Here is a 23,641-nt window from a genome sequence, read left to right on the forward strand (position 1 = left end):
TTAGGACCATATTGAAAGGAAAGTTTCATGTATGACACTAAATTGTTTAGGTTCCATCCGATCCAACTATGCCAAATTTAGCGAAAAAGAAAAAAAAATTGCTGATTATATATTAGAAAAACCTGAAACAATTATTCACCGTACCATCAACGAAGTAGCGGATGATTTAAATATAGCGGATGCCACTGTGTTTCGATTTTCCAAACGGATTGGTTTCAAAGGTTTTCAAGCAATGAAAATTGCTCTTGCCTCAGAAATTATGACTCCGATACGGACCATTCATGAAGAAGTGTCATTTAAGGATAACGAAAAAACTCTGACGGAAAAAATTTTCAAATCAAATATAAGAACATTACAAAATACATTACAAATCGTTGATCATAATAAAATTAAAATGGCAATCGATTTCATCCTTCAGGCTAAACGGGTTGAGGTTTTTGGTACAAACGGTTCTGCCATTATTGCAATGGACGCCTTCTCCAAGCTCGGTCGGGCTGGTATTAGAGCTTCCTCCTATATGGAAACCCATTATCAACTGATGTCTGCTTCCCATTTAACCGAAGAGGACACAGCCATTATCATTTCTCATTCAGGGTCAAACAAAGAGACTATGAATATTTTAAAAATCATTCATGAAACCGGTGCCAAAACGATTGGAATAACGGGATTTCCTAAATCCCCAATTAGTTTAAACGTTGATGTAGCACTTTATACCAATACCGAGGAAATCGAGTACCTATCAGTGGGATTTGAATCACAAATTGCTCAAATAAGTATGATCGATGCCTTATGTTTAAATATTGCCAATCTAAATAAGATAAACCAAGAGACGAAATAAATTTTCATCTATAAAAAAAACCTCCTTCACCTGTATTCGATGAAGGAGGTTTTTTCATTAAATAAACATATTTACAATTAAAGCTACACCAAAAGCTACGAATGACAAAATCGTTTCTAATACTGTCCAGGTTTTAAAGGTTTCCTTAACAGACAAGCCTAGATATTCTTTCACCATCCAGAAGCCTGCATCATTTACATGTGAGAACATTAGTGAACCTGCACCTGTAACAATTACGAGAAGCTCCATATTGACACCTGACATATGTTGAACGATAGGTGCCACAATTCCTGCTGCCGTTGTTAAAGCAACAGTTGCTGAACCAGTTGCAATACGAATTAGTCCTGCAATCATAAATGCTAACACAAGTGGTGATAGGTGGATATTCTGTGACATATCACCGATTGTAGCACCTACGCCGCTATCAATAAGGATTTGTTTAAATCCGCCCCCAGCACCAATAATAGCAATGATAGAACCAACTGGAAGGAAGCATTCCTCCGTAAATTTCTTAATCCCATTTTTATCAATGCCTTGACGAATTCCAAGGAAGTAGAAAGCGGCAAAACAAGCGATTAAGAGTGCAATAAGCGGACTACCGATAAAGATGAAAAATTTCGTAATTCCGCTTGGAATCCCTATATATGGAGCGACAGCTGAGAAAATCATTAAGATTACAGGTAGTAATATAATAAAGAATGATAATCCTGTGCTAGGTAATTTCTGTGCTGCCATATTGATTTTAATTAATTCAGGCTCATTCTCTGGAATGACCCGCTTGTGAACCCATTTAGCAAATATTGGACCTGCAATGACTACAGATGGGATTGCAATAAGCAGGGAATATAGCAGTACCTTTCCCATGTTCGCATTATAAATCGAAATAGCGGCAATTGCACCTGGATGCGGTGGCACTAAACCATGCACGATAGATAATCCTGCGATGGCTGGAAGGGCAATCAATAAAATATTTTGTTTTGATGTTTTATGGATTGAAATAACCAATGGAAGTACAATTAAGATTCCAACTTCAAAGAATACAGGGATCCCGATAATAAAACCGGCTAACATCATGGCCCATGGAAGTTTTTTTACGCCAAATTTATTAACGAAGAAATTCGCAACCTGAACGCCTGCTCCTGATTCAGCCATCATTTTACCTAAAATTGTACCTAATGCTAAAATACCGACTAAATGACCTAAAGCACCGCCAACTCCTGTTTCAATTCCGCTAACAATTTTATCCATCGATAAACCTGAAAAAATGGCTAGAAATAGAGTTGCGACTGTTAAACTTATAAATGCATGCCATTTAAACACTGAAACTCCGATTATAACAATAATAATAGCTAATAAGGTAAGCAATAAGCTTGTCATACGTTGAATTCACCTTCCCTTTTTTTGTAAGCCCTTTCGAACGTCTATAAAATTTTTTCTCTCATTTTGTTGAAAAACTTTATATCATTATTTGGCCAATAATTGATGAAAGCACTTTCAAGGCATACTCTGATTATATGAAAGAAATTTTCTTTTATCAATAGTTTTTAAGAAAAAATTTTTTTCGTATTTTTCCCATAAAAAAATCTACCCTAAAAGGTAGATTCTCTCTTAATAAATACTAGCTCTTATAATAGAAGTATTAATGTCCTTATCCCTTTGTAAGGTGATATTCCTTACTTCTGAGTTGATAATCATTGTGTCACCCTTTTCTAACAAGAATGCTTCATCTTCACTTGCGTCAACATGAACCGTTCCATCGACACAATAGAAAATCTCAGTTTGTCCATTTAATACCAACCTAACATCAGGATTCACTTTTCCAAGATGGATCGCAGAAAGATCCCCCTCAAATCCATTTGCCAACATTAAATTAAAGTCTGTTACCTTCCCTTTACTCCGTGTTGTCCACTCTCCATCAAAACGGTCCAGGTCAAACGGCCTTAAATACACTGAACGTTGTCCTTCATGCTCAAGGTACATTTCACCTTCAAGAATCATAATGACTCTATTGATTCCTGGTAGGTGCGTAAAAAGGGATTCTTCAACTTCTACTTCAGCAGTACTAATCCGCCAATTAAAATTACGCAAAGAATAGTCCGCATTTTCCGGGTAAATAGCCAATTGGGTTGTTTTTCCACCCGACCATAAGCTTGTTTTTTGTTGATTTTTTTTGATTATTTTTATTGAATGCATTATACAATCACTCCAGTAAATGTTGTTATATAGTAGATAAAAAACAACTGTATTTTCTATGTTTAATTTACCGTTTATTTCGGGAAACATAAAGAAAATTATTTGTTTCTCTTTTAAGCTTGGCATGATTTTATGGGCATGAAATTAATCAAATTCCTCTATTACCTAACCATGGTAAGGGGTAGAATTTTTCTGCCCTTTATTCTTTTTTACATCTTAATCGCTTCATTTATTGCTTATTCTCTTGAACCCAAAACCTTTGAGTCCTATCTTACTAGTGTTTATTGGGTTCTTACTACGTTAGCAACAGTTGGTTTCGGTGACTATGCTCCTGTCACCAATGTTGGAAAAACCTTTACCATTTTTCTTTATATTACCGGAGTTGGCCTTTTAAGTTTATTCTTTGGGAAAATCTTTGCCTCATTTAGGTTATTTGAAAAGCATAAAGCTGGAGGGAAAATGAAATATACAGGTAAAAATCATTTTATTTTAATTGGATGGAGTGAAAAAACAAAATTAGCCATTCAAGAAATTTTTAAAACTGATAAAAAAGTTGATATTGTCGTAATTGATCATGTCGAAACTGCACCAATAATGGAAGAACGCTTGTTTTATGTTCGCGGGGATGCTACAAATGAGGAAACCCTAAAGCAAGCAAACTTGTCAAAGGCAAAAGGGGTTATTATTTTTGCTGATCGATCATCACAAGAAACCTTTCCTAAAAAAGATCCCCTGTTAGTCGATGGGAAAACGTTATTAATTGCCACTGCCATCACAACAATGGAGGAAAAATTAAATAAATCAATCCATGTAACGGCAGAAGTCATTAATCAAAACCATTTACCATTATTCAAGCAAGTCAATGTTGATGAATTTATCCCGACGGAAGAAATGATTTCACATGCTGCAGTTAGATCACTCTTTTCTCACGGTGTAACACATATGTATTCAGAATTATTGAGCACTGAGGCAGGGGAATCTGTCTTCGAAATTACAAAACAAGCTCATTGGAAAACCTACCGAGACGCATTTTTGGATCTTCTTAACAAAGGAGCCACTCTTATTGCCGATGGCGGTGATCTTCACATCAATCAAAAATTAGACGAGCCAATTCCCGCAGATGCACAACTATTCATTATTTATAACAAACAAAGCTTTACCAATTTATGCGAAAAAATGCCAGATACCTTCTAAAAGGTCTCTGGCACTATAGGGAATCATTTTGTCATCCAAGATTGAAAATGATAATACCAAAACATGCAGCAAACAACAAGATATTAAGACCAATACCAATCAATAATCCCTGACCTAATTGTTTTTTTCCTTTCGAAAAGCTGACAACGGTCAAAATAATAAGGGCAATCGGGGCAGCAAAGATATAAAAAATGGTAATCATTGGAACGGCAAACATGATCAGAAGACCTAATAAATAAATCCCAACTGATATTCCAATCCCTCTCCAAAGGTCTTTTAAAGATCCATTTCCGCCTTTCCCATCCTGATTTTGGTCCAAACCACTCAGCTCCTTTAAAATTAACTATTTAACGGTTGTTTTCCCCTCAAGCTCTTCCCTGATTTTCAGTAACTCAAGTTCCTTGTCGTCACGGTAAAATAAATTATAGGTATCAAACGGAATAATTCTTCCATCTGGATGAGCAATGTGTACACACGATTTTTTAACAGAACGGACATCAAAATTGTAGGCATCTAAAAATTGCATGATAATGACGCGAAAAACATTATCATAGCCGATTTCTCCCGGCATCGCCACCTTTGGCAGGCAGCATAATAAATCCTTTAACGATAAGGCAGAGGAATCGGGCGAATGATTTAACGAGAATAATTTGAAAATCATATTTTTGATTGTTTCGTCTTGTTCAAAAACAATGGTATTGCGTTCCCCTTCTAACAGAATCTTTGGATCCACTAACCCAGTTAAAGGAGTAACCTCTCCATTGAGTTTGAGAGCATAACCCATTGCAAGGCAATCAGGATGACATGGGACAGGGATGATATCCTTTGAGCCAAATACATTGGATTGGTCGATGATCATTTGGCGGACTTCACTTAATGTTAAACGGTTGACTGCTGGATCGTATTCTTCTAATCTGCCTGCCGCCTGAATCGGCTGGAAAGTCACACCGCGAACACATTTTTGCTGCAGGCCGTATTGTATGATTTTTCCTACTTCGTGATCATTTAGCCCTTTTTTCAAAGTAACTACTAGTGTCGTAGAAATATTGTATTCATTTAGGTTTTCGATTGCCTTTTGTCTGATATCTCTTAAATCTACGCCTCTTAATTCTTCAAGTGCATCTTTTTCAAAACTATCAAATTGGAGATAAATCTCAAATCCTGGTGAATAGGTGGCGAGCTTCTTCACAAATTCTTTATCATTAGCAATCCGGAGGCCGTTTGTATTGACCATTATATGCCGGATTGGTCTTGATTTTGCGAGATCAAGAATTTCAAAAAACTGCGGATGAATCGTTGGTTCCCCACCGCTTATTTGCACAATATCCGGTTCCCGTTCGTTTTTAATAATTTGATCTAACATAAACTCAATTTTTTCTAAACTACGGAAGGTTCCCTTTTGCGGGGAGGATTCTGCATAGCAAATCGGGCATTTTAAATTGCAGCGCTCGGTAATTTCAAGTAGTGTTAAGCAGCTGTGCTGTTCATGGTCGGGACATAGACCGCAGTCATAGGGGCATCCATATTTAATTGGTGTGTTCCAGCGATATGGCATTTCCGAAGGCTTAATAAACTCACGGCACCATTTGTAATACTCAACATCTGTTGAAATTAAGACCTTTTCCCTGCCGTGTTGCAGACAATTCTTCACGAGGTAAACCTTTTCATTTTCAATAATGACCTTAGCTTCGACTTTTCGCAAACAGGTGGAACAAATACTATTGGTCAATTCATAAAACAAATACGGACGATTAGGCATAAAGTGCTCTCCTCTTTTCGGTTTGTTTTTTGTTTACCAGCCATATGTAATACGTAATTCCAAGCAAACAAGCAATTTGGATATTATTAAAAACCCAATAAGGATGCGGTGTTGGTTTGATAAAATCAATTAAAAGGCGAAACGTTAAATAATTAAGCATGAAGAGTTGAAACAAAAGCCCCTCCCAACCGAATTTTTTTCTTTTCATTTGAAACAGACAGAATACAAGAATTCCTAGGAAAAAAATTTCATACAGCTGTGTTGGATGCCTTTTTACACCATCGCCAAAGTCCACACCTGTAAACCATGTTGTTGCAACCCCGTAGGTATGATCATCTAACCCAGTTAAAAAACAGCCAATCCGCCCAATCATCATACCCACTGCTAGAGGAAGAACAAAATCATCTCCAGTGGAACGTGTCCATCCGATACATTTCTTCGCAATTTCCACCCCAATTAATCCGCCCAATAAACCACCGACAATGGTTTTCCCTTCCATTAAATATAGGATACTATTCCAATGTTCCAGCGTCTTTTTGGGGTCCTCAAACCAATAAAGCAGTTTTGAACCCAAAGCTGCACCTAATGTAGCACCGACAACAACCCACAATGCTTTGTCTATTGGAATCCTTTCCTTATTTCTTGTATATAAATAAACGCGAAAGCCGATGAAATAAGCAAGTGATTCGAATAAAAAATGGGGGTGTATTCCAAAGATATAGAACGGAAACTGCATTTCATCCTTCCTCCCTTCTCCCCTCTATAGTATCAGAATATTGGAAAATAATTCTTCCCTTTTACTATTTTTTAACTATATTCATAGAATAAGAGAAGAGTGATTTTACTCAACTCCTTCGCTTCTTTAATTTCCGATAAACCCGGTATCCTTTTCTAACCCCATCAATGATAAAAAAAGGAATCCTTGGATGATGTTTTAATAAAAATGGTTGATAAATTTTATAATAGGCTTTTTTCAGATCATCCCATTTACTACAATATCCCACTTTATAGAAATCCGAGACATCTACGATATAGCCTCTTCCCTCATACATCACGACATTTTTCCCGTGAACATCATAGGGGTTTAAACCAACTGATCTGGCATAGTCTAAGCCACGATCAATATCCTTTATTACCGTTTCCGGTATCGGAATTCCCTTTATGATTGCATTAAACAACGTAATTCCCTCAAGCTTTTTTAGTACTAAATAATTCTCCCCATAAGCTATTAAATTCGAAAAAGTTTCATGATTACCTAATCGCTTATAGACTTCAATTTCTTTTTTCAGTTCCTCAGGACTTCTTCCGTAAACCTTGACAACACGACCTGGATCAGAACCATGTGAAAAAACACCGGCATAATTTCCATTTCCAATTGTTATCCATGACTTCGACTGATTTCGAACAAAAATGGGGTCAAATGGATTGGGAGAGATTAATTGTATATTAGGCAATAATTCATTTTCTATTAGTTTGATATAATGATCCGTGCTCATTTTCCCCACTCACTTCCTTTTTTCCTTCCTTTTTTATATGCAACGTAATACACTGAGTATACAGTAAAAATAATTGAAAAACTGATTTGAAATGAAAAAGAATGGAGGGATAAGATGGCATTTCCCATTTTAGGAACAAAAAGACTTAGGCTAATTGAAATTGGCCACCAGCATGTGAACAGCCTATATGAAATTTTATCATTAGACGAAGTAATGAAATACTATGGGACTGACCGTTTTACTTTCCCTGCTGAAGCTTCAAGATTAATAGATATGTTTCAAAGAAATTTTATTGAAAAACGAGGGATTCGCTGGGGGATTGTCTTAAAAGGGAATCAAAAGTTTATTGGTACTATAGGACTCAATGGATTACAGCTAAAAAATAAACGAGCCGAGATTGGATACGAAATACACCCTCATTATTGGAGAAATGGATATACATCTGAGGCAATTAATGAGGTTTTACAATTTAGTTTTGAAAAATTAGATTTATATCGGATTGGAGCGGTTGTATATCCCGAAAATGTGGCATCAGTTAACCTTCTTAAAAAGATAGGTTTCATAAAGGAAGGATTACTTCGCGGCTACATCAAACAAAATAATCAATCCCATGACACGTATGTCCTTTCGTTATTAAAGCCTGAATGGGAAAAAGAAAGGCGCTTGATCTAGACAATTTAAAAAGCCAGGAGCAATCACTGGCTTTTTCTATTCATCAAAAAATTCTTGAAATTCTTTTGTGTTTTCTCCATGATAATAAGGATTTTCTTCCTTTACATTTTTTGAATCAAGATTGGTTTTAATCACTAACATGGGCTCGGATGGTCTTTCCGCAATGATCCGGTCATTTAATTTGTCAAAATCAGGCAGCTTTTTATTTCCAGGCTGTTTTGGATTCATACACAACCCACCTCCTAGAGATAGGGTGCTTATTTTCCCTTCAAATCATTCAATCCTTTTAAATGCCCACAGAATTCATCAAGACAATTCGCCAGCCATCGGGATCTTCAATCGTAACACCGCCTCTTCCCCAATAAGGGTTTTCAGGGGTGACTTCACCGTACCCCATCGCCGACAGTCTATGTATCATTCGCTCCAACTCAAACTGATTAGGAAGGTAAAAAACTAGTAAATGTTCTTTTGTCGGGATTGGCAATTCCACCTTTTCCTCTGACTGAGTAAATTCTAAATGGTAACTGTTATTAGGCAGACCGAACATCACTCCATCATACCCTTCATGGCCGCGAAACTCGCCAATCTGTTCCAAACCAATGCCATTTCGATAAAATTCAATTATTTTATCGATTTGATTCGTTGGACGTGCCATCCGGAATTGTACTGCTGGAACACTTTCATTCCATTCCTTTCTCACAATGATGGTATACGGAAGATCAGGATGATTGAACCTCTCCGACTGTAACCCGGACACAATAGCGGTAATAGGATGAATCGTTGCACTTCGGTCTGTTGGATACCAATTTCTTCCCTCCCTTACAATCACAAAAACCCCCTGTTTATCTCCATAAAAAGCAAAGGTTTCACTTTCCTCTTTTGATTGTCGGATACTTTCGAAAACAAAAGATTTTGCATATCCTTTACGGAAGGAACGGGCAAACCAATCTCTCCAACATCATACCATGAGGATTTCGGCCGATTTTCTCCCCAGTGAAAAGGTCTTTCAAGCATTTCGAGAATATTACCGTCCGGATCATGAAAATACGCTTGTTTTCCTTGCCAAAACATGCTGTAATGCCCGTCTTCATCCGGTAATAAAAGCTTTCTTTCAGCAAGTTTCACATACATTTTGTCATAGTATTCCGAGTTTGTCCGGAAGCAAACATGATAATATGGTGAATGATTGTCCAGTTCAAATATTAGTTTGGTTGTCCCCGCCCTTACTGCAAAATAAGTTTCTGCATCACTTATGAGTTCCATTTCTAAATCCTCTGTATAAAATTTCTTCATTTCATCCAGTTTAAAGCATTTTAACTGTAACTGATAGATTTTCATTCTCCTCACTCCCTTACCTTTATTATAAACAGGACGAATGCAGAATTTGTTAATCAAAAGTCTGAAAACATCCCCTGCAAAGAAAAAAGAAAAAACTAGGAAGTAAAAACTTCCTAGTATCTTTATTCTTCCTCTGAGCCGACTAAGAAATCTGGGTTTAGTTCTTCGAATTCTTCGTCGTCAACATCCATTCCCCATTCTTCATCGTCACAGGAGCATCCTTCAGGGTTAATGACTACACAAACCTTTGTTTCGCCAATTACCTCGACAAGGAATTCCCTTTCAACATGGACGATGATGCGATTACCATTAGGGGAAATGACGGCTTCACAACAATTCGGCTGTTGCAGCACCCGTGCAACAATTTCATTGTCATCAAGGCAGTCATGGTCACGATACTTTAACTTTATGACATCACAATATTGAACACGTTCGGTCACTACTTCTGTTTTAGTATTATCATTATATGAATACCAAACGTTGATATCATAGGAGCCGTGTATCTCTACTGTCTTGCCGACTTTTTTCGCGTTATATTTATGGTTGATAATCCAACAGCCAAGAATACTTGTTGGATTATGCGCCGGGCTAATCGTATGATTGGACTGGGTGAATTTACGTCCTTTCGCGACTACGGCTTTCGTAATTATCTCTCTGTATTCTCCCATTTCGCGCGAACCCTCCTCATTCAGTTTCATTTCATCCTATGCTAATATTTAGACTAGTGTGCGATATATTTTGAAGAACACTGGTTAAAAGTTTAGTCATAATTCATTTTATGCGGGATATTTATGTATGTTCCGAAGTAATCAGGATTTTGAGGTCTCTTCCTATTTTTATGAAGGGCGTGCTGGACTTAGAAGGTATTTAATCATAGGCTCTGTTAAACTTGGTTGTTGATTTCCGCTCAAATCAATGCTGTTCAAAATCAACATTGTCCTTTAACATAACCTAATCATAAGAAAAACCAGGCTTTATAAAAGCCTGGCTTACAATTTTTAATGTTCGTGATCACAATCATCGTGGCCTTCGCAAGCACCGCCGCCATGTTTCAAGCTGGCACCCGTTTCACCCATCAATACATCTCCGCCGGTTGAAGTAATGATTTCATCGGTAACCGTATTAGAAATCGTTGAAGCTATGATCTGTAGTAATTCATTCACTTCAAGCTGTGATTGTTTAAAATCTTGGACAACAGGAATTTCATCCAATTCTTGTTCAATGGATGCAATTTTGTCTTCCACTTTCTTCAAAGCTTCCGGTTTTCCATAATGCTGCAGGTTTACCGCTTGCTTTTGTAACCCTTTAATATCAGAAATTAATACTTTAACTTTAGGGTTTTCATGAATCTGTGCTTCTGCCCGCTTGAAAAAATCAACTTCCTCTGTTTCCGCAATCATACGCGCTAGCTCTGTTGCACGAGCGACGATATCGTCTTTTGTATACTTCGTCACTTTACTTCACCTCTGCCGGTTCGAATTTCTCCACCATTTCTCCGTTTAATGACCATGTTTTTGCATCTGTAATTTTTACTTTTACAATCTTGCCAATTGCAGTTTTGGGAGCAAAAAAGTTAACAAGCTTGTTTTTAGATGTATATCCTGCAAGAACATCTGGATTGTTCTTACTTTCACCTTCGACAAGGACTTCCACGACTTGGCCTACATATTTTTTCATTGCTTCAGCAGAAAGCTCGTTCACAAGATTATTCAAACGCTGCAAACGCTCTTTTTTGACTTCCATCGGAACATTATCCTGCATTTTGGCAGCAGGAGTACCTTCCCGTGGAGAATAAATAAATGTATAAGCAATTTCAAACCCAACTTCACGGTAGAGTGATAAGGTTTCTTCAAACTGTTCATCCGTTTCATTTGGATATCCAACGATGATATCAGTCGATAATGCAACATTTGGAATCGCAGCTTTTATTTTACGAACAAGCTCTAAATATTGTTCTCTCGTATATTTCCTAGCCATGATTTTTAGTACTTCCGTTGAGCCGGATTGAACAGGTAAATGGATATGATCCATTAAATTGCCACCCTTGGCAAGCACTTCAATCAAATGGTCATCAAAATCACGTGGATGGCTTGTGGTAAAACGTATTCTTGGTATATCAATTTTACTTAGCTCATCCATTAAGTCACCTAGACCGTAGTTGATATCCTCAAAGTCTTTGCCGTAGGCATTCACGTTTTGACCAAGAAGTGTAATTTCTTGGTATCCTTGTGCAGCTAAATGACGAACCTCCTGAATAATTTCATCCGGTCTACGGCTGCGCTCTTTTCCACGTGTGTAAGGCACAATACAGTACGTACAGAATTTATCACAACCGTACATGATGTTTACCCATGCCTTAATATTTCCGCGGCGGACTTTTGGAAGATTTTCAATTACGTCGCCTTCCTTAGACCAAACTTCAATCACCATTTCTTTTGACATATAGGCTTCATGCAGAATGTTTGGCAGGCGGTGAATATTGTGGGTTCCAAAAATCATATCAACCTGTTGATAGGTTTTTAAAATCTTATTGACGACAGACTCTTCTTGGGACATACAGCCGCAAACACCTAAAAGCAGGTCGGGTTTTTCCATTTTTAATGCCTTTAAGTGACCCAATTCACCAAAAACCTTGTTCTCTGCATTCTCACGGATGGCACAAGTATTTAAAAGAATAACATTGGCATCTTCCGTGTTATCTGTCGGCTCATAGCCTAAAGCTAAAAAGATTCCTGCCATTACCTCTGTATCATGTTCATTCATTTGGCATCCATAGGTGCGAATATAGAATTTACGCCCTTCACCCATGCCGCGAAATTCTTCCGGAATGGAAAAATCGTTATGATACTTAACTTCTTCTTTTCCGCGCTTTTTCGCTTCCTTTAACGAAGGAGCCGTTATCACTTGTTCAAAATACTTACTGTAATCCTTGGCGGATTTTTTGTCCGAAGAATTAGCAGACTTTACTTGTTTACTATCTAAACGTTGTTGTTCATTCATCAGGAAAAATCTCCTTTCTTGATTTTAATCATAAGATGCTTCCTCTATGAAAATTAAATTTGCCAGTCCTTACCATTTATTTGTAGTTTGGAAAGGGTGCACAATAATCTGCACATTATTATAGTATAAAGGTTTATAGGAATGAAAACAATAGAAAATCCCTATCTACACACCAACGATAAAATGGTTGGGCAATCAAAATATACCTTTGTAGAATTCACCGCTCAATGGCTAATTGTAGCTTATTTTCCAAAAAAAATATGTGACAATCCTCACGTAATACATAAAGTGTAGACTAAGCAGCTAGAGATTAAACCTTCGAAAGGAGGAATTTGGAATTTCATAGAGTTGATAAAAAAAACCCGTGGTTCGTACCCACGGGTTTTTACAAATTCTATTACATAAACTCTGCTGCTAGTTTATCAAAATGCGCTTGATCAAGGTTAAGATCAGCATTTACTAAAGGCTCCTCAGAGTATCCTTTAATTAATTCTTGATAAGAAGCACGCTCAGTGTTTTGGTAAATAAGACCAGTCACAAGGCCATTATGCTTCATTAATGTTTGCATAGCCATTTCACGGTTTGATGGATCATAACCTTCAATGTCGCTTAACTTTGTTAAGTTTTCTTTAAACCAGTCATATGTGTTCACTTTATTGTAAGTAACACAAGGACTGAAAACGTTAATTAAAGAGAAACCTTTATGTTTAATTCCAGCTTCAATTAAAGCTGTTAAATCTTTTAAATCGGTTGAGAAGCTTTGTGCTACAAAAGTACCACCTACTGTTAATGCCATTTCCATTGGAGAAATTGCTTGTTCAATAGACCCACCTGGAGTTGACTTTGTTTTAAAGCCTTCAGCAGAACGTGGTGATGTTTGACCTTTTGTTAAACCATAAATTTGGTTATCCATAACGATATACGTTACGTCTAAATTACGGCGAATCGCATGGATTGTATGTGCCATACCGATAGCATAACCGTCACCGTCACCGCCGGATGCGATTACAGTTAAATCACGGTTTGCCATTTTAACACCTTGAGCAATTGGAAGTGAACGTCCATGAATACCATGGAAGCCGTAAGCATTAATATAACCAGAGATACGACCAGAACATCCAATCCCAGAAATAACCGCAAGATTTTCAGGTTCTAAACCAACATTTGCAGCTGCACGTTGCATTGCAGCTTGTACAGAGAAGTCGCCACAGCCAGGGCACCAGTTCGGTTTTACATCATTTCTAAAGTCTTTAAAAGTGGCCACTTAGAACAACTCCTTACATTTTGAATAAACTTCATGTGGTAAAAATGGATTTCCATCATATTTAACAAACTTCGTAATTTTTTCAGCATGACCAACATTCATTTTCATAATATTAGCAAGCTGACCTGTTGCATTATTTTCAACAACAAGTACTTTTTTCGCAGAACGAATAAGCGGAAGAATTTCGTCTGATGGGAACGGATGGATTAAACGAACCTGTGCATGATTAACTTTCATTCCGTCCTTATCCAATCGGCCCATTGCCTCTTCAATAGCCCCACGAGTTGAGTTGAAACCTACAACTAGGAGATCAGCATCTTCATGTGGTGCATTTTTATAAACAGGTGTATCAAAACGAATATTTTCAACCTTACGGAAACGTTTGTCCATTTGAGCAATACGATTTGCTGCTGATTCAGATGGTTTACCAGTCTCAGCGTGTTCAACACCTGTTACGTGGTGAATACCATTTTTCATTCCTGGAATTGAACGCGGTGATACACCATCTTCTGTTACTTCATAACGCTTGAAATAACCTTTGTTTTCAATTTCAGGAAGTTCTTCAGTTACAAGTTTACCGCGTCTAATTTCAACTTTAGAAGCATCAAGTGGTTCCACTGTTTGCTTACCTAATGATAATTGAAGATCAGATAAAACAATTACTGGGCACTGATATTCTTCAGCAAGGTTGAACGCTTCTGCTGTATCATAGAAAGCCTCTTCAACCGTACTTGGAGCCATAACAATCTTTGGAATTTCTCCGTGCGTACCATAAATCATGGCCATTAAGTCTGATTGTTCTTGCTTTGTTGGTAATCCTGTTGAAGGACCTCCACGCTGTGTATCAACAATTACAATTGGAGTTTCAGTGATACCTGCAAGGCCAATTGCTTCCATCTTCAATGATAACCCAGGGCCAGAAGATGCAGTTAGGGCACGAACGCCGCCATAGTTTGCACCAATTGTCATTGTACATGCAGCAATTTCATCTTCAGTTTGAATAACTGTTCCGCCAAGAGCAGGTAATTTTTTAATTAAATATTCCATGATATCTGAAGCAGGAGTAATTGGATATGCTGCCATAAAACGACATCCACCTGCAATAGCACCTAGAGCAATGGCATCATTACCAATCATGTACATCCGTTTTTTACCATCAGCTTTTGCAAGTTCCATTGTTGGAACGTTAGCATCCATTTTTTCTTTCATATACTCAAAGCCGGCTTTGATTGCATCCATGTTCTTCGCAACTACTTGCTCGCCTTTTTTACCAAAAATTTCACGAACTACTTCTTCAAAAACATGAATGTCTAAATCTAATACCGCAGATGTAGCACCAATTGCTACCATGTTTTTCATTAAAGAAGTACCTAATTCTGTAGCCATTTCAGTAAATGGAACCGCATACAACGAGCTTTCCGTATCTTCCGGTTTCTTTGGATTAAACTTTGCATCTGCAAGAATTACGCCGCTGCTAGGAAGTTCTTTGTAGTTAACGTCAATCGTTTCTTGGTCAAACGCAACAAGAATATCAAGATCATCAGAAATTGAACGAACATCTGTAGTGCTTACTCTAATCTTGTTGTTTGTATGACCGCCTTTAATACGTGAAGAAAAGTGACGATAACCATACAAGTAATACCCCAGGCGATTCAATGCAATTGCAAAGATTTCCCCAGTACTTTCAATACCTTCCCCTTGTTGTCCTCCAACTTTCCACGAAAGTTGATTGATCATGACTTACACCCCTTTGGATATGTAAAAAATAAGTAAACTAATCATCTAATACTATAGCACATTTCCAAGTAAACCACTAGACTTTTACACTTTAAAGCCAAAAAGTGTTTTATATTTAGATACGTACTAAACGCTTACAATAATAGACCTATGAACTAAAAATTGCAACCCTTTAAATAAAAATATTGACTAAAATATGAATATTTTTTTATTATTAAAAAACTGCCTGTTTTGGTAATGTTTTATCGAATTAAATTGTTAATTAAAAAACGTAGAATCATGCTGTCCTACTACAGTTTTTTTATTGTCCATATCCTATATCCTACTATTGTTTTATATATACCAATATAATAATTTCACTGGTAAATTTACATAAAAATACCTGCTCAGCTTTAAACCGGCAGGTAAAGGATTGATTATTGTAGCCCTTTATTTAATACTTTCTACTTTGTTTACCTCGGCTCAACAATGAGCTTTATAGCTGTGCGTTCTTCCCCGTCTATTAAAATATCGGTAAACGCAGGGATGCAAATCAGATCAACTCCGCTAGGTGCTACAAATCCTCGAGCGATCGCTACTGCCTTAACGGCTTGATTTAATGCACCCGCACCAATTGCCTGTATCTCCGCTGCCCCTCTTTCACGAAGAACTCCGGCAAGCGCACCAGCTACAGAATTAGGATTAGACTTTGCTGAAACTTTTAATATTTCCATTCCTAGCTCCTCCTTGTTTAATCCCGATCCCGCATGAGCAGTTCATGAACCAATCAGGTATATATAATACTCCACTGCTACTATATTCGGGCGGCAAAAAACATATTCCGGCTTGGACAAAAAAAGTTCAATTAAAATGCGAAAAAACCCTGCATATAGAAGGGTTTAAGAATACCATGGATGGTCATCATTTATTAAGATTCGCTCGATCTTTTTACATTTGCCGGTTTTCCGATCCAATTCAATCATTACTGCACTTAGCTGTGTTCGGCCTGTTTTTGGCACTTCAAAGCGAACTGGGAGACTCATTAGAAACCTCTTGAGAACCGCATCCCTTTCTACACCGAGAATCCCATCATAAGGACCCGTCATTCCAACATCGGTTAGATATCCTGTCCCTTCAGGCAAGATACGATTATCCGCTGTCTGAACATGTGTATGAGTCCCAACAACAGCTGAGACTCGGCCGTCAAGATACCAGCCCATCGCTTGCTTTTCACTCGTTACCTCAGCATGAAAATCAACAAAAATAAATGGGGTCCGAGCACGTGCAATTTCCACCAATTCATCTGCTTTTCTAAAAGGACAGTCTAATGGAGCCATAAAGGTACGCCCTTGTAAATTTATCACAGCAATTTCAACATCGTTCAATTTAAAAAATCCAAGCCCTTTGCCAGGAGTCCCTTCCGGAAAATTTGCAGGCCGGACCATATTTTTGGCACTATCGATAAATTCGAAGATTTCTTTATTATCCCAAGCGTGGTTCCCAAGTGTGATTGCCTGCGCCCCGAAACTTAAAAATTCACGGTAAATCTTTTCCGTGATTCCTTTTCCTGAAGCTGCATTCTCTCCGTTGATGATTGTAAAATTAGGGCGGAATTTCTCTTTTAATTTAGGTAAATATTCTTTGACCATATCTCGGCCTGGTGACCCTACAACATCACCGATAAATAATATATTCATTTTTTTACCCTTTCTCTCTAAAATTATCTTCTATCTTAAATTGTAACACAATATTAATCCCTTTAATCTTAGGCAAAAAATAAAGCGGTGCGAATGCACCGCTTTATTTTGCGTATTCTACAGCCCGTGTTTCACGGATAACTGTCACTTTAATATGTCCTGGGTAATCAAGTTCTTCTTCAATGCGCTTACGAATATCACGTGCTAAGCGATGTGCAGCCAAATCATCGATTGCATCTGGTCTAACAATGATTCGAACTTCACGACCAGCTTGTATCGCAAATGACTTTTCAACGCCTTCATATGACTCGGAAATTTCTTCGAGCTTTTCTAGTCGGCGGATATAGTTTTCAAGAGTCTCACTGCGTGCCCCTGGTCTAGCTGCAGATAATGCATCGGCTGCAGCCACAAGTACAGCGATAATGGATGTTGGTTCTGTATCCCCATGGTGAGAAGCAATACTGTTTATGACAACAGGGTGTTCTTTATACTTCGTAGCAAGTTCAACCCCGATTTCAACATGGCTTCCTTCCACCTCATGGTCAATCGCTTTTCCGATATCGTGAAGTAATCCTGCTCGGCGTGCTAATGTTTCATCTTCTCCAAGTTCAGCTGCAAGCAGCCCTGAAAGCTGTGCAACCTCCATCGAGTGTTTAAGAACATTTTGCCCGTAGCTTGTGCGGAATTTCAAACGGCCAAGAATTTTGATAAGATCCGGATGTAGCCCGTGAACACCGACTTCAAATGTCGTTTGTTCTCCAACCTCACGAATATACTCATCAACTTCCCGACGAGATTTTTCTACCATTTCCTCAATACGTGCAGGATGGATCCGACCATCTTGAACTAGTTTTTCCAGTGCAAGTCGTGCAGTTTCACGACGAATTGGGTCAAACCCTGATAAAATGACAGCTTCTGGCGTATCATCGATAATTAAATCAATCCCTGTCAATGTTTCAAGAGTACGGATATTACGTCCCTCACGGCCGATAATACGACCCTTCATTTCATCATTCGGCAGGTTGACTACAGAGACAGTTGTTTCCGCAACATGGTCAGCAGCGCAACGCTGGATTGCCAGCGATAAAATTTCTTTTGCTTTCTTGTCGGCGTCTTCTTTCGCTCGATTTTCACTTTCCTTGATCATTATGGCTGTATCATGAGAAAGTTCCTGCTCAACACGATCTAATATAATCGCTTTTGCTTCTTCGCGCGTCAAGCTCGAAATTCGTTCGAGTTCACTTTGTTGTGTTCTAACCAACTCGTCCACTTTGCTTTCCATCTCTTCAATATGCTGTTGTCTTTGGTTTAGAGAATCATCCTTCTTTTCTAAAAGAGTTTCACGCTTATTTAACGATTCATCTTTTCGATCTAAATTCTCTTCTCTTTGCAGTAAACGGTTTTCTTGTTTTTGCAGTTCATTTCTTCGTTCACGAACCTCACGTTCAGCTTCAGTACGAAGCTTGTGAATTTCATCCTTCGCCTCGAGCAATGCCTCTTTTTTCAATGCATCAGCATCACGCTTTGCATCATCAAGGATTTGCTCTGCAGCACTCTTTGCTCCTGCAATTTTTGTTTCGGCAGAGGATTTACGAATAAAATAGCCAACAACGGCACCGACGATAAGGCCAAGCAAAATGGAGATGAGTGTAATTGGTTCCATCGTTACACCTCCTCTTGCTATGAACTTTTGTTACATTTTTAAGTGTCGGCATGTACATTGTTTAGACTCAACATACAGCAAGCACCATGGCTTTTCAATGTAATATTTCCAAAAATGTAAAATATACATGTTAATTGTAAATGTGCGCAAATTTATTGTCAAGGGTAGATACAGACAGACGTTAGAAATATTTTGAAATTGTTCAATGATTTACAAACTTTGGAGGAATTTTGTTTTGAATAAATATACATTTTTATGTATTGAAATTCATTCTTTTGAAAAAGAGCAAAGCCGATGTCCGGATTTGCTCTTTTTTATTAGTCAATTAGTTCAATTTGATCTGGTTCGTCTGTCTCGGTAACAGTCTTATCTCCATCTAATCCGTAGTGATCACGAATTTTCTGTTGAATGTCCAGACGAATTTCAGGGTTTTCTTTTAAGAATAGTTTCGCGTTTTCACGTCCTTGGCCAAGTCTTTCGTCATTATAAGAATACCAAGAACCACTCTTTTGAACGATATCTAATTCTGAGCCAAGATCGATGATCTCACCCTCTTTAGAAATCCCTTCACCATACATAATATCCACTTCTGCTGTACGGAATGGAGGTGCAACTTTATTTTTGACGACTTTAATTTTTGTTTTATTACCGACCATGTCATTTCCTTGTTTTAAGGTTTCTGCACGGCGGACTTCAAGACGGATCGTTGAATAGAACTTAAGCGCACGACCGCCTGGTGTTGTCTCGGGGTTTCCGAACATAACTCCAACTTTTTCACGAATTTGGTTAATAAATACTGCGATTGTTTTTGATTTATTGATAGCACCTGATAGTTTACGAAGGGCTTGAGACATTAAACGTGCTTGTAAACCTACGTGAGCGTCTCCCATTTCGCCCTCAATCTCCGCTTTTGGAACTAAGGCTGCTACTGAGTCGATAACAATAATATCGACTGCACCGCTTCGAACAAGTGCTTCAGCAATTTCAAGGGCTTGTTCACCTGTGTCTGGCTGTGATAATAATAACTCATCAATGTTTACACCAAGCTTTTGTGCATAAGTTGGATCGAGTGCATGCTCGGCGTCGATAAACGCTGCTTGGCCGCCTTTTGCTTGTACTTCTGCAATTGCATGTAATGCTACTGTGGTTTTACCCGAGCTTTCCGGTCCGTATATTTCGATAATACGTCCTCTTGGATATCCCCCAACACCAAGAGCTGTATCAAGTGCTAATGATCCACTTGGTACTGTTGAAATCTTTGTTTCTGTCTGCTCACCCATTTTCATGATTGAGCCTTTGCCAAATTGCTTCTCTATTTGCTTTAGAGCCATTTCTAAAGCCGCTTTACGATCACTCACTAAATCGTTCCTCCTCATATATATAAATATAATGATTAAAGCCACAAACTATTAAATTAAAACCTATTAATAATATAACCTCTTTTCATCTTTTTGTCGAGAAAAAAGACGAACATTCATTCGACTAAATTGCGTGGAATCTATATGTAAAAACAGGTAAATCCGTCGGATAAATGGAACTTTTATATGAATTTGTCCAAGGCAAATAAAGGAATTCCAATTATTATCTGATAATTACATTTTAATTTTTTGGCGATTGATTGTACTTACCACATATTCCATATTATTCTCCAGTTAGAGTATAAAATTTTCCAGTTTACACTATTTAGTTTCCACTTGAGCCATCTTTTTTTCCAATACCCTTAAAAGACCCGAAAATTAGACTATTAATCCAAGGTACTATCAAAATAGAGTCAAATTTTTGATGAAAATTAGGTATTTCAAGTCCTTATTTTCCACTTGAAGTATTTTATTTTCCGATTTTCACAAAATACTTTCCACTTTCCCCGTTTTATTTTCCACGTCCACCTCTTTATTCCCCACCACTCATCCCCCCAATCAAAACCACCATCAAAACAAAAAAGAATCACAGAACGCCTCTAAGCATTCTGTGATTCTTTTAAATGTTTAAGCAAATAATAATAACCAAATTTCACCGCACGGGTCCGGTTCGCTTCCCTTGAACCAGCAAGGATTACTTTTTCCACAACACCCGGCCGTCCCTGAATAGAAAGTCCAATATAAACCGTACCAACCGGCTTTCCTTCCTGTTCATCCGGTCCGGCAACACCTGTAAAACTGATGCCAATATCCGCACCTACAAGACTTGAAACATTTTCAGCTAATTCCAGCGCACACTGCTCACTTACAACTCCGTACATATCAATAGTTTCCTGCTTCACTTTTAACACCTGGTGTTTCACTTCATTTGTATAGCAAACCACGCCGCCTTTTAAAATCGAACTTGCACCGGGGACGGAGGTTAACTCCTTCTGAAACATTCCGCCTGTCAGGCTTTCGGCAGCCCCAATCGTTACATTCTTCGCTTTTAAAACTTTGCTTAACTCTTCAACTAGCGATGTATTGTTATAGCCATATAAAAATTGTCCGACTCGGGCACTAATCTTTTGCTCAACCTCATCGAGCATTTTAATAGCCGTATCATGGTCCTGATGCTTCGCCGTCAGTCTTAAGGTTACCTCACCATCTCCAGCTAATGGCGCAATCGTAGGATTACTCTGTGAATCAATGAGATCGATAATTTCAGTTTCCAATGCGGCTTCGCCAATCCCGAAAAAGCGCAGCACTCTGGATACAATTTTATCATTGCTCTTTACTTGCAATGACAATGCCGTAAGACCGTATTCAATGAACATCGGTTCCATTTCCTTCGGCGGTCCAGGCAAAAGCATATAAACATGCCGTTTACTCTCAACCACCATTCCCGGTGCCATCCCATGATCATTGGCCAAAACGTAAGAGCCTTCTAATACAAGTGCTTGTTTCCGATTATTTTCCGTCATCTGACGATTTGTCTTTTTGAAATATGCCTCAATTGACTCCAAGGCATTTTCGTCAAAAACTAATTCCTTACCGATATGCTTTGCAATCGTTTCTTTCGTCAAATCATCCTTCGTTGGCCCCAGACCGCCTGTAAAAATAATCAAATCAGATCGGTCTTCGGCAATCTCGATAGCTGATTTTAAACGATCAGGGTTATCTCCAACTACGGTATGATAATAGACATTAATGCCTGCACCTGCTAAATGCTGGGAGATAAACCGTGCATTTGTATTGACAATTTGCCCAAGAAGTAACTCTGAGCCAACCGCAATAATTTCTGCGTTCACAATCCATCACTTCCTATTATTTAGAATTCTTTAGCACATGGCTGTTCTTCGCAAAATAATCCCAGCCCGACCAGATGGTAAAAATCAATGCTACCCATAAAGCAATATCAGCAAATGGGAATGAGACCATTTCAAATAAAATATTATGTAAAAGAAGTGCAGAAATCGCGATGATTTGCGTCCAGGTTTTAATTTTCCCAAGCATATTGGCTGCAACAACCTCGCCTTCACCGGCAAGCAGCAGGCGTAGTCCGGTAACCGCAAACTCCCTGCTAATAATAACAATGACAATCCATGACGCAGCGTACCCCAGCTCAACTAGCACAATCAAAGCTGCGGAAACAAGTAATTTATCAGCAAGGGGATCTAGGAATTTCCCCATATTTGTCACAAGATTATATTTACGGGCGTAATAACCATCTACCCAGTCAGTAGTAGAGGCAATAATAAAGATGAGAGCCCCGACAAAATGGGTAACAGGCAGGTCTACTCCAAGCAAATGTAAATTTCCCCATTTAAAGGGGACTAGCATAATGATTAAGAATATAGGAATTAATAATATTCTCGATACCGTTATCCTATTTGGTATATTCATAAAAATTTCCTCCTAATTAAAAAACAAGAACACAATTGAAATAAACTGAAACTATTTCAATTTAATAATAAACTGAAAAATAGTCATCATTTCGATGACTATTTGTTCTTCGGAACATATTGAATCGTAATGTTCTGACGAACCATTTCAGTCGGTGCCACTTCATACTCTAACTTTTGATCATTCACATAGATTTCAGTATCCAATGTCCTTCCTACAACAATCACAGCTTGATTTTCTTTGGATAAATCTACTGTTTTACTTTTTGTACCATCTGTTGTAAGCATCCCCTGGAAAAAAGAATAGCCCTTGCCATTTTTTATATTCACCCATGTTTGACCCTTTGAAACCAATTTCACTTTAAACTTATCTGTATTGCTTAATTTAAATGTGGTATTTGGGCCGCTGCTCTGAACCACTTTTAAATCCTGCTTAGAAACAGTTTCTGCAGAGGTATCCACACTGTTCTTTTTTTCATTTGCGCTGTTTTTAACTTTTGTAGCTTTTGAACTTTTTGTTTCTGTCGCTTTTGCTTCTTCAAGATTTTGAGATTTTTCAATTTTCGCCTGGTCATTTACCTTATTAACGGATTCATTCGAATCACTGCTCGCATGACTTAATAGAAAATAATAGACTAACCCTGCAACCCCAATAACAAAAACACCAATTAGTATTTTCGGGAGCACATCAAAAAATTTCGAATTCCCTTCTGAAATCGCTTTGCGGCTTTTCACCCTCGATAATTGATCCGTTATTTCTTCATTATGAGTGATAGGGATATCACTTTTATAGGTTTCAAAAATTTCATCGGGATTTAGTTGAAGCGCCTCTGCGTATTGCTTTATAAAGGCACGAACATAAAAATTCCCGGGCATACTAGTATAATTTCCTTCTTCAATACCAATTAAGTAACGCTTTTGGATTTTTGTAATGGCCTGTACATCATCCAAACTCAAGTTTTTGGCTAATCGGGCTTCTTTTAGTCGATTACCTAATTCAGTCAACTTT

The 23,641-nt window shown here is 38.0% G+C and carries 24 protein-coding genes; 3 read left to right on the top strand and 21 right to left on the bottom strand.

The genetic code is table 11. The features are described 5' to 3' along the window. Nucleotides 1–31: 31 nt before the first annotated feature. Nucleotides 32–838 carry a MurR/RpiR family transcriptional regulator gene (locus E2K98_RS00585; RefSeq protein WP_133332400.1) on the top strand — a complete coding sequence of 269 codons (807 nt, stop codon included), beginning with the start codon at nt 32–34 and terminating at the stop codon, nt 836–838. A gap of 57 nt (nt 839–895) precedes the next feature. Here E2K98_RS00585 and E2K98_RS00590 read toward each other — a convergent pair whose 3' ends face one another. Continuing rightward, nucleotides 896–2,215, bottom strand: a complete 1,320-nt coding sequence (locus E2K98_RS00590; protein ID WP_133332401.1) for a GntT/GntP/DsdX family permease — start codon at nt 2,213–2,215, stop codon at nt 896–898. 231 nt (nt 2,216–2,446) lie between these two features. Next, entirely contained in the window at nt 2,447–3,031 is a 585-nt protein-coding gene (locus E2K98_RS00595) for a HutD/Ves family protein (protein ID WP_165976140.1), read from the bottom strand. 138 nt (nt 3,032–3,169) lie between these two features. On the opposite strand from E2K98_RS00595, the gene E2K98_RS00600 reads away from it, so the two are divergent. Beyond that, nucleotides 3,170–4,225 carry a potassium channel family protein gene (locus E2K98_RS00600; RefSeq protein WP_165976141.1) on the top strand — a complete coding sequence of 352 codons (1,056 nt, stop codon included), beginning with the start codon at nt 3,170–3,172 and terminating at the stop codon, nt 4,223–4,225. A 31-nt stretch (nt 4,226–4,256) separates the two neighbouring features. On the opposite strand, the gene E2K98_RS00605 is transcribed toward E2K98_RS00600, so the two are convergent. The 4 genes from E2K98_RS00605 to E2K98_RS00620 all read right to left on the bottom strand — a co-directional run bounded on the left by E2K98_RS00605 (nt 4,257) and on the right by E2K98_RS00620 (nt 7,480). Beyond that, nucleotides 4,257–4,544, bottom strand: a complete 288-nt coding sequence (locus tag E2K98_RS00605; protein ID WP_133332404.1) for a hypothetical protein — start codon at nt 4,542–4,544, stop codon at nt 4,257–4,259. 24 nt (nt 4,545–4,568) lie between these two features. Next, nucleotides 4,569–5,984 (bottom strand): radical SAM protein, encoded by a 1,416-nt coding sequence (locus E2K98_RS00610; protein WP_133332405.1) that lies wholly within the window; start codon nt 5,982–5,984, stop codon nt 4,569–4,571. After that, a complete protein-coding gene (locus E2K98_RS00615) occupies nt 5,977–6,720 on the bottom strand; it encodes a prolipoprotein diacylglyceryl transferase (RefSeq protein WP_133332406.1) in 744 nt (247 codons plus the stop codon). The genes E2K98_RS00610 and E2K98_RS00615 overlap by 8 nt, the downstream gene beginning before the upstream one ends. A 109-nt stretch (nt 6,721–6,829) precedes the next feature. Beyond that, nucleotides 6,830–7,480 carry a protein kinase family protein gene (locus E2K98_RS00620; protein ID WP_133332407.1) on the bottom strand — a complete coding sequence of 217 codons (651 nt, stop codon included), beginning with the start codon at nt 7,478–7,480 and terminating at the stop codon, nt 6,830–6,832. A gap of 114 nt (nt 7,481–7,594) precedes the next feature. Between E2K98_RS00620 and E2K98_RS00625 the strand changes: the two genes are divergently transcribed. After that, the gene (locus tag E2K98_RS00625; RefSeq protein WP_133332408.1) at nt 7,595–8,152 is read left to right on the top strand and encodes a GNAT family N-acetyltransferase; all 558 of its coding nucleotides are present in this window, start codon (nt 7,595–7,597) and stop codon (nt 8,150–8,152) included. A 36-nt stretch (nt 8,153–8,188) separates the two neighbouring features. On the opposite strand, the gene E2K98_RS00630 is transcribed toward E2K98_RS00625, so the two are convergent. From E2K98_RS00630 to E2K98_RS00700, 15 genes are all read right to left on the bottom strand, one after another. Further along, nucleotides 8,189–8,380, bottom strand: coding sequence for a hypothetical protein (locus E2K98_RS00630; protein ID WP_133332409.1), 192 nt, complete (start codon nt 8,378–8,380; stop codon nt 8,189–8,191). 58 nt (nt 8,381–8,438) lie between these two features. Next, entirely contained in the window at nt 8,439–8,807 is a 369-nt protein-coding gene (locus E2K98_RS00635; protein WP_133332762.1) for a VOC family protein, read from the bottom strand. 170 nt (nt 8,808–8,977) lie between these two features. Further along, nucleotides 8,978–9,490, bottom strand: coding sequence for a VOC family protein (locus tag E2K98_RS00640; RefSeq protein ID WP_133332410.1), 513 nt, complete (start codon nt 9,488–9,490; stop codon nt 8,978–8,980). 122 nt (nt 9,491–9,612) lie between these two features. Beyond that, nucleotides 9,613–10,158, bottom strand: coding sequence for an outer spore coat protein CotE (locus tag E2K98_RS00645; RefSeq protein ID WP_026574926.1), 546 nt, complete (start codon nt 10,156–10,158; stop codon nt 9,613–9,615). Between the two features lie 330 nt (nt 10,159–10,488). Next, the gene (locus E2K98_RS00650; RefSeq protein WP_026574925.1) at nt 10,489–10,944 is read right to left on the bottom strand and encodes a RicAFT regulatory complex protein RicA family protein; all 456 of its coding nucleotides are present in this window, start codon (nt 10,942–10,944) and stop codon (nt 10,489–10,491) included. A gap of 1 nt (nt 10,945) precedes the next feature. After that, the gene (gene miaB, locus E2K98_RS00655) at nt 10,946–12,490 is read right to left on the bottom strand and encodes a tRNA (N6-isopentenyl adenosine(37)-C2)-methylthiotransferase MiaB (RefSeq protein WP_133332411.1); all 1,545 of its coding nucleotides are present in this window, start codon (nt 12,488–12,490) and stop codon (nt 10,946–10,948) included. 397 nt (nt 12,491–12,887) lie between these two features. Beyond that, nucleotides 12,888–13,754 (bottom strand): 2-oxoacid:ferredoxin oxidoreductase subunit beta, encoded by an 867-nt coding sequence (locus E2K98_RS00660; protein ID WP_133332412.1) that lies wholly within the window; start codon nt 13,752–13,754, stop codon nt 12,888–12,890. Beyond that, nucleotides 13,755–15,491 carry a 2-oxoacid:acceptor oxidoreductase subunit alpha gene (locus E2K98_RS00665; protein WP_133332413.1) on the bottom strand — a complete coding sequence of 579 codons (1,737 nt, stop codon included), beginning with the start codon at nt 15,489–15,491 and terminating at the stop codon, nt 13,755–13,757. A gap of 452 nt (nt 15,492–15,943) precedes the next feature. Further along, a complete protein-coding gene (spoVS, locus tag E2K98_RS00670; protein ID WP_003211281.1) occupies nt 15,944–16,204 on the bottom strand; it encodes a stage V sporulation protein SpoVS in 261 nt (86 codons plus the stop codon). Nucleotides 16,205–16,369: 165 nt separating this feature from the next. Further along, nucleotides 16,370–17,167: a TIGR00282 family metallophosphoesterase gene (locus E2K98_RS00675; protein WP_133332414.1), complete on the bottom strand. Its 798-nt coding sequence runs from the start codon at nt 17,165–17,167 to the stop codon at nt 16,370–16,372. Between the two features lie 103 nt (nt 17,168–17,270). Next, nucleotides 17,271–18,830 carry a ribonuclease Y gene (gene rny, locus E2K98_RS00680; protein WP_026574920.1) on the bottom strand — a complete coding sequence of 520 codons (1,560 nt, stop codon included), beginning with the start codon at nt 18,828–18,830 and terminating at the stop codon, nt 17,271–17,273. A 317-nt stretch (nt 18,831–19,147) separates the two neighbouring features. Continuing rightward, nucleotides 19,148–20,188 (bottom strand): recombinase RecA, encoded by a 1,041-nt coding sequence (recA, locus tag E2K98_RS00685; RefSeq protein WP_133332415.1) that lies wholly within the window; start codon nt 20,186–20,188, stop codon nt 19,148–19,150. A gap of 599 nt (nt 20,189–20,787) precedes the next feature. Beyond that, the gene (locus E2K98_RS00690; RefSeq protein WP_133332416.1) at nt 20,788–22,038 is read right to left on the bottom strand and encodes a competence/damage-inducible protein A; all 1,251 of its coding nucleotides are present in this window, start codon (nt 22,036–22,038) and stop codon (nt 20,788–20,790) included. Nucleotides 22,039–22,054: 16 nt separating this feature from the next. Further along, nucleotides 22,055–22,633: a CDP-diacylglycerol--glycerol-3-phosphate 3-phosphatidyltransferase gene (pgsA, locus tag E2K98_RS00695; RefSeq protein WP_133332417.1), complete on the bottom strand. Its 579-nt coding sequence runs from the start codon at nt 22,631–22,633 to the stop codon at nt 22,055–22,057. 98 nt (nt 22,634–22,731) lie between these two features. After that, nucleotides 22,732–23,637 carry a helix-turn-helix domain-containing protein gene (locus E2K98_RS00700; RefSeq protein WP_133332418.1) on the bottom strand — a complete coding sequence of 302 codons (906 nt, stop codon included), beginning with the start codon at nt 23,635–23,637 and terminating at the stop codon, nt 22,732–22,734. Between the last annotated feature and the right edge of the window lie 4 nt (nt 23,638–23,641).

The sequence above is a fragment of the Bacillus salipaludis genome (assembly GCF_004358205.1).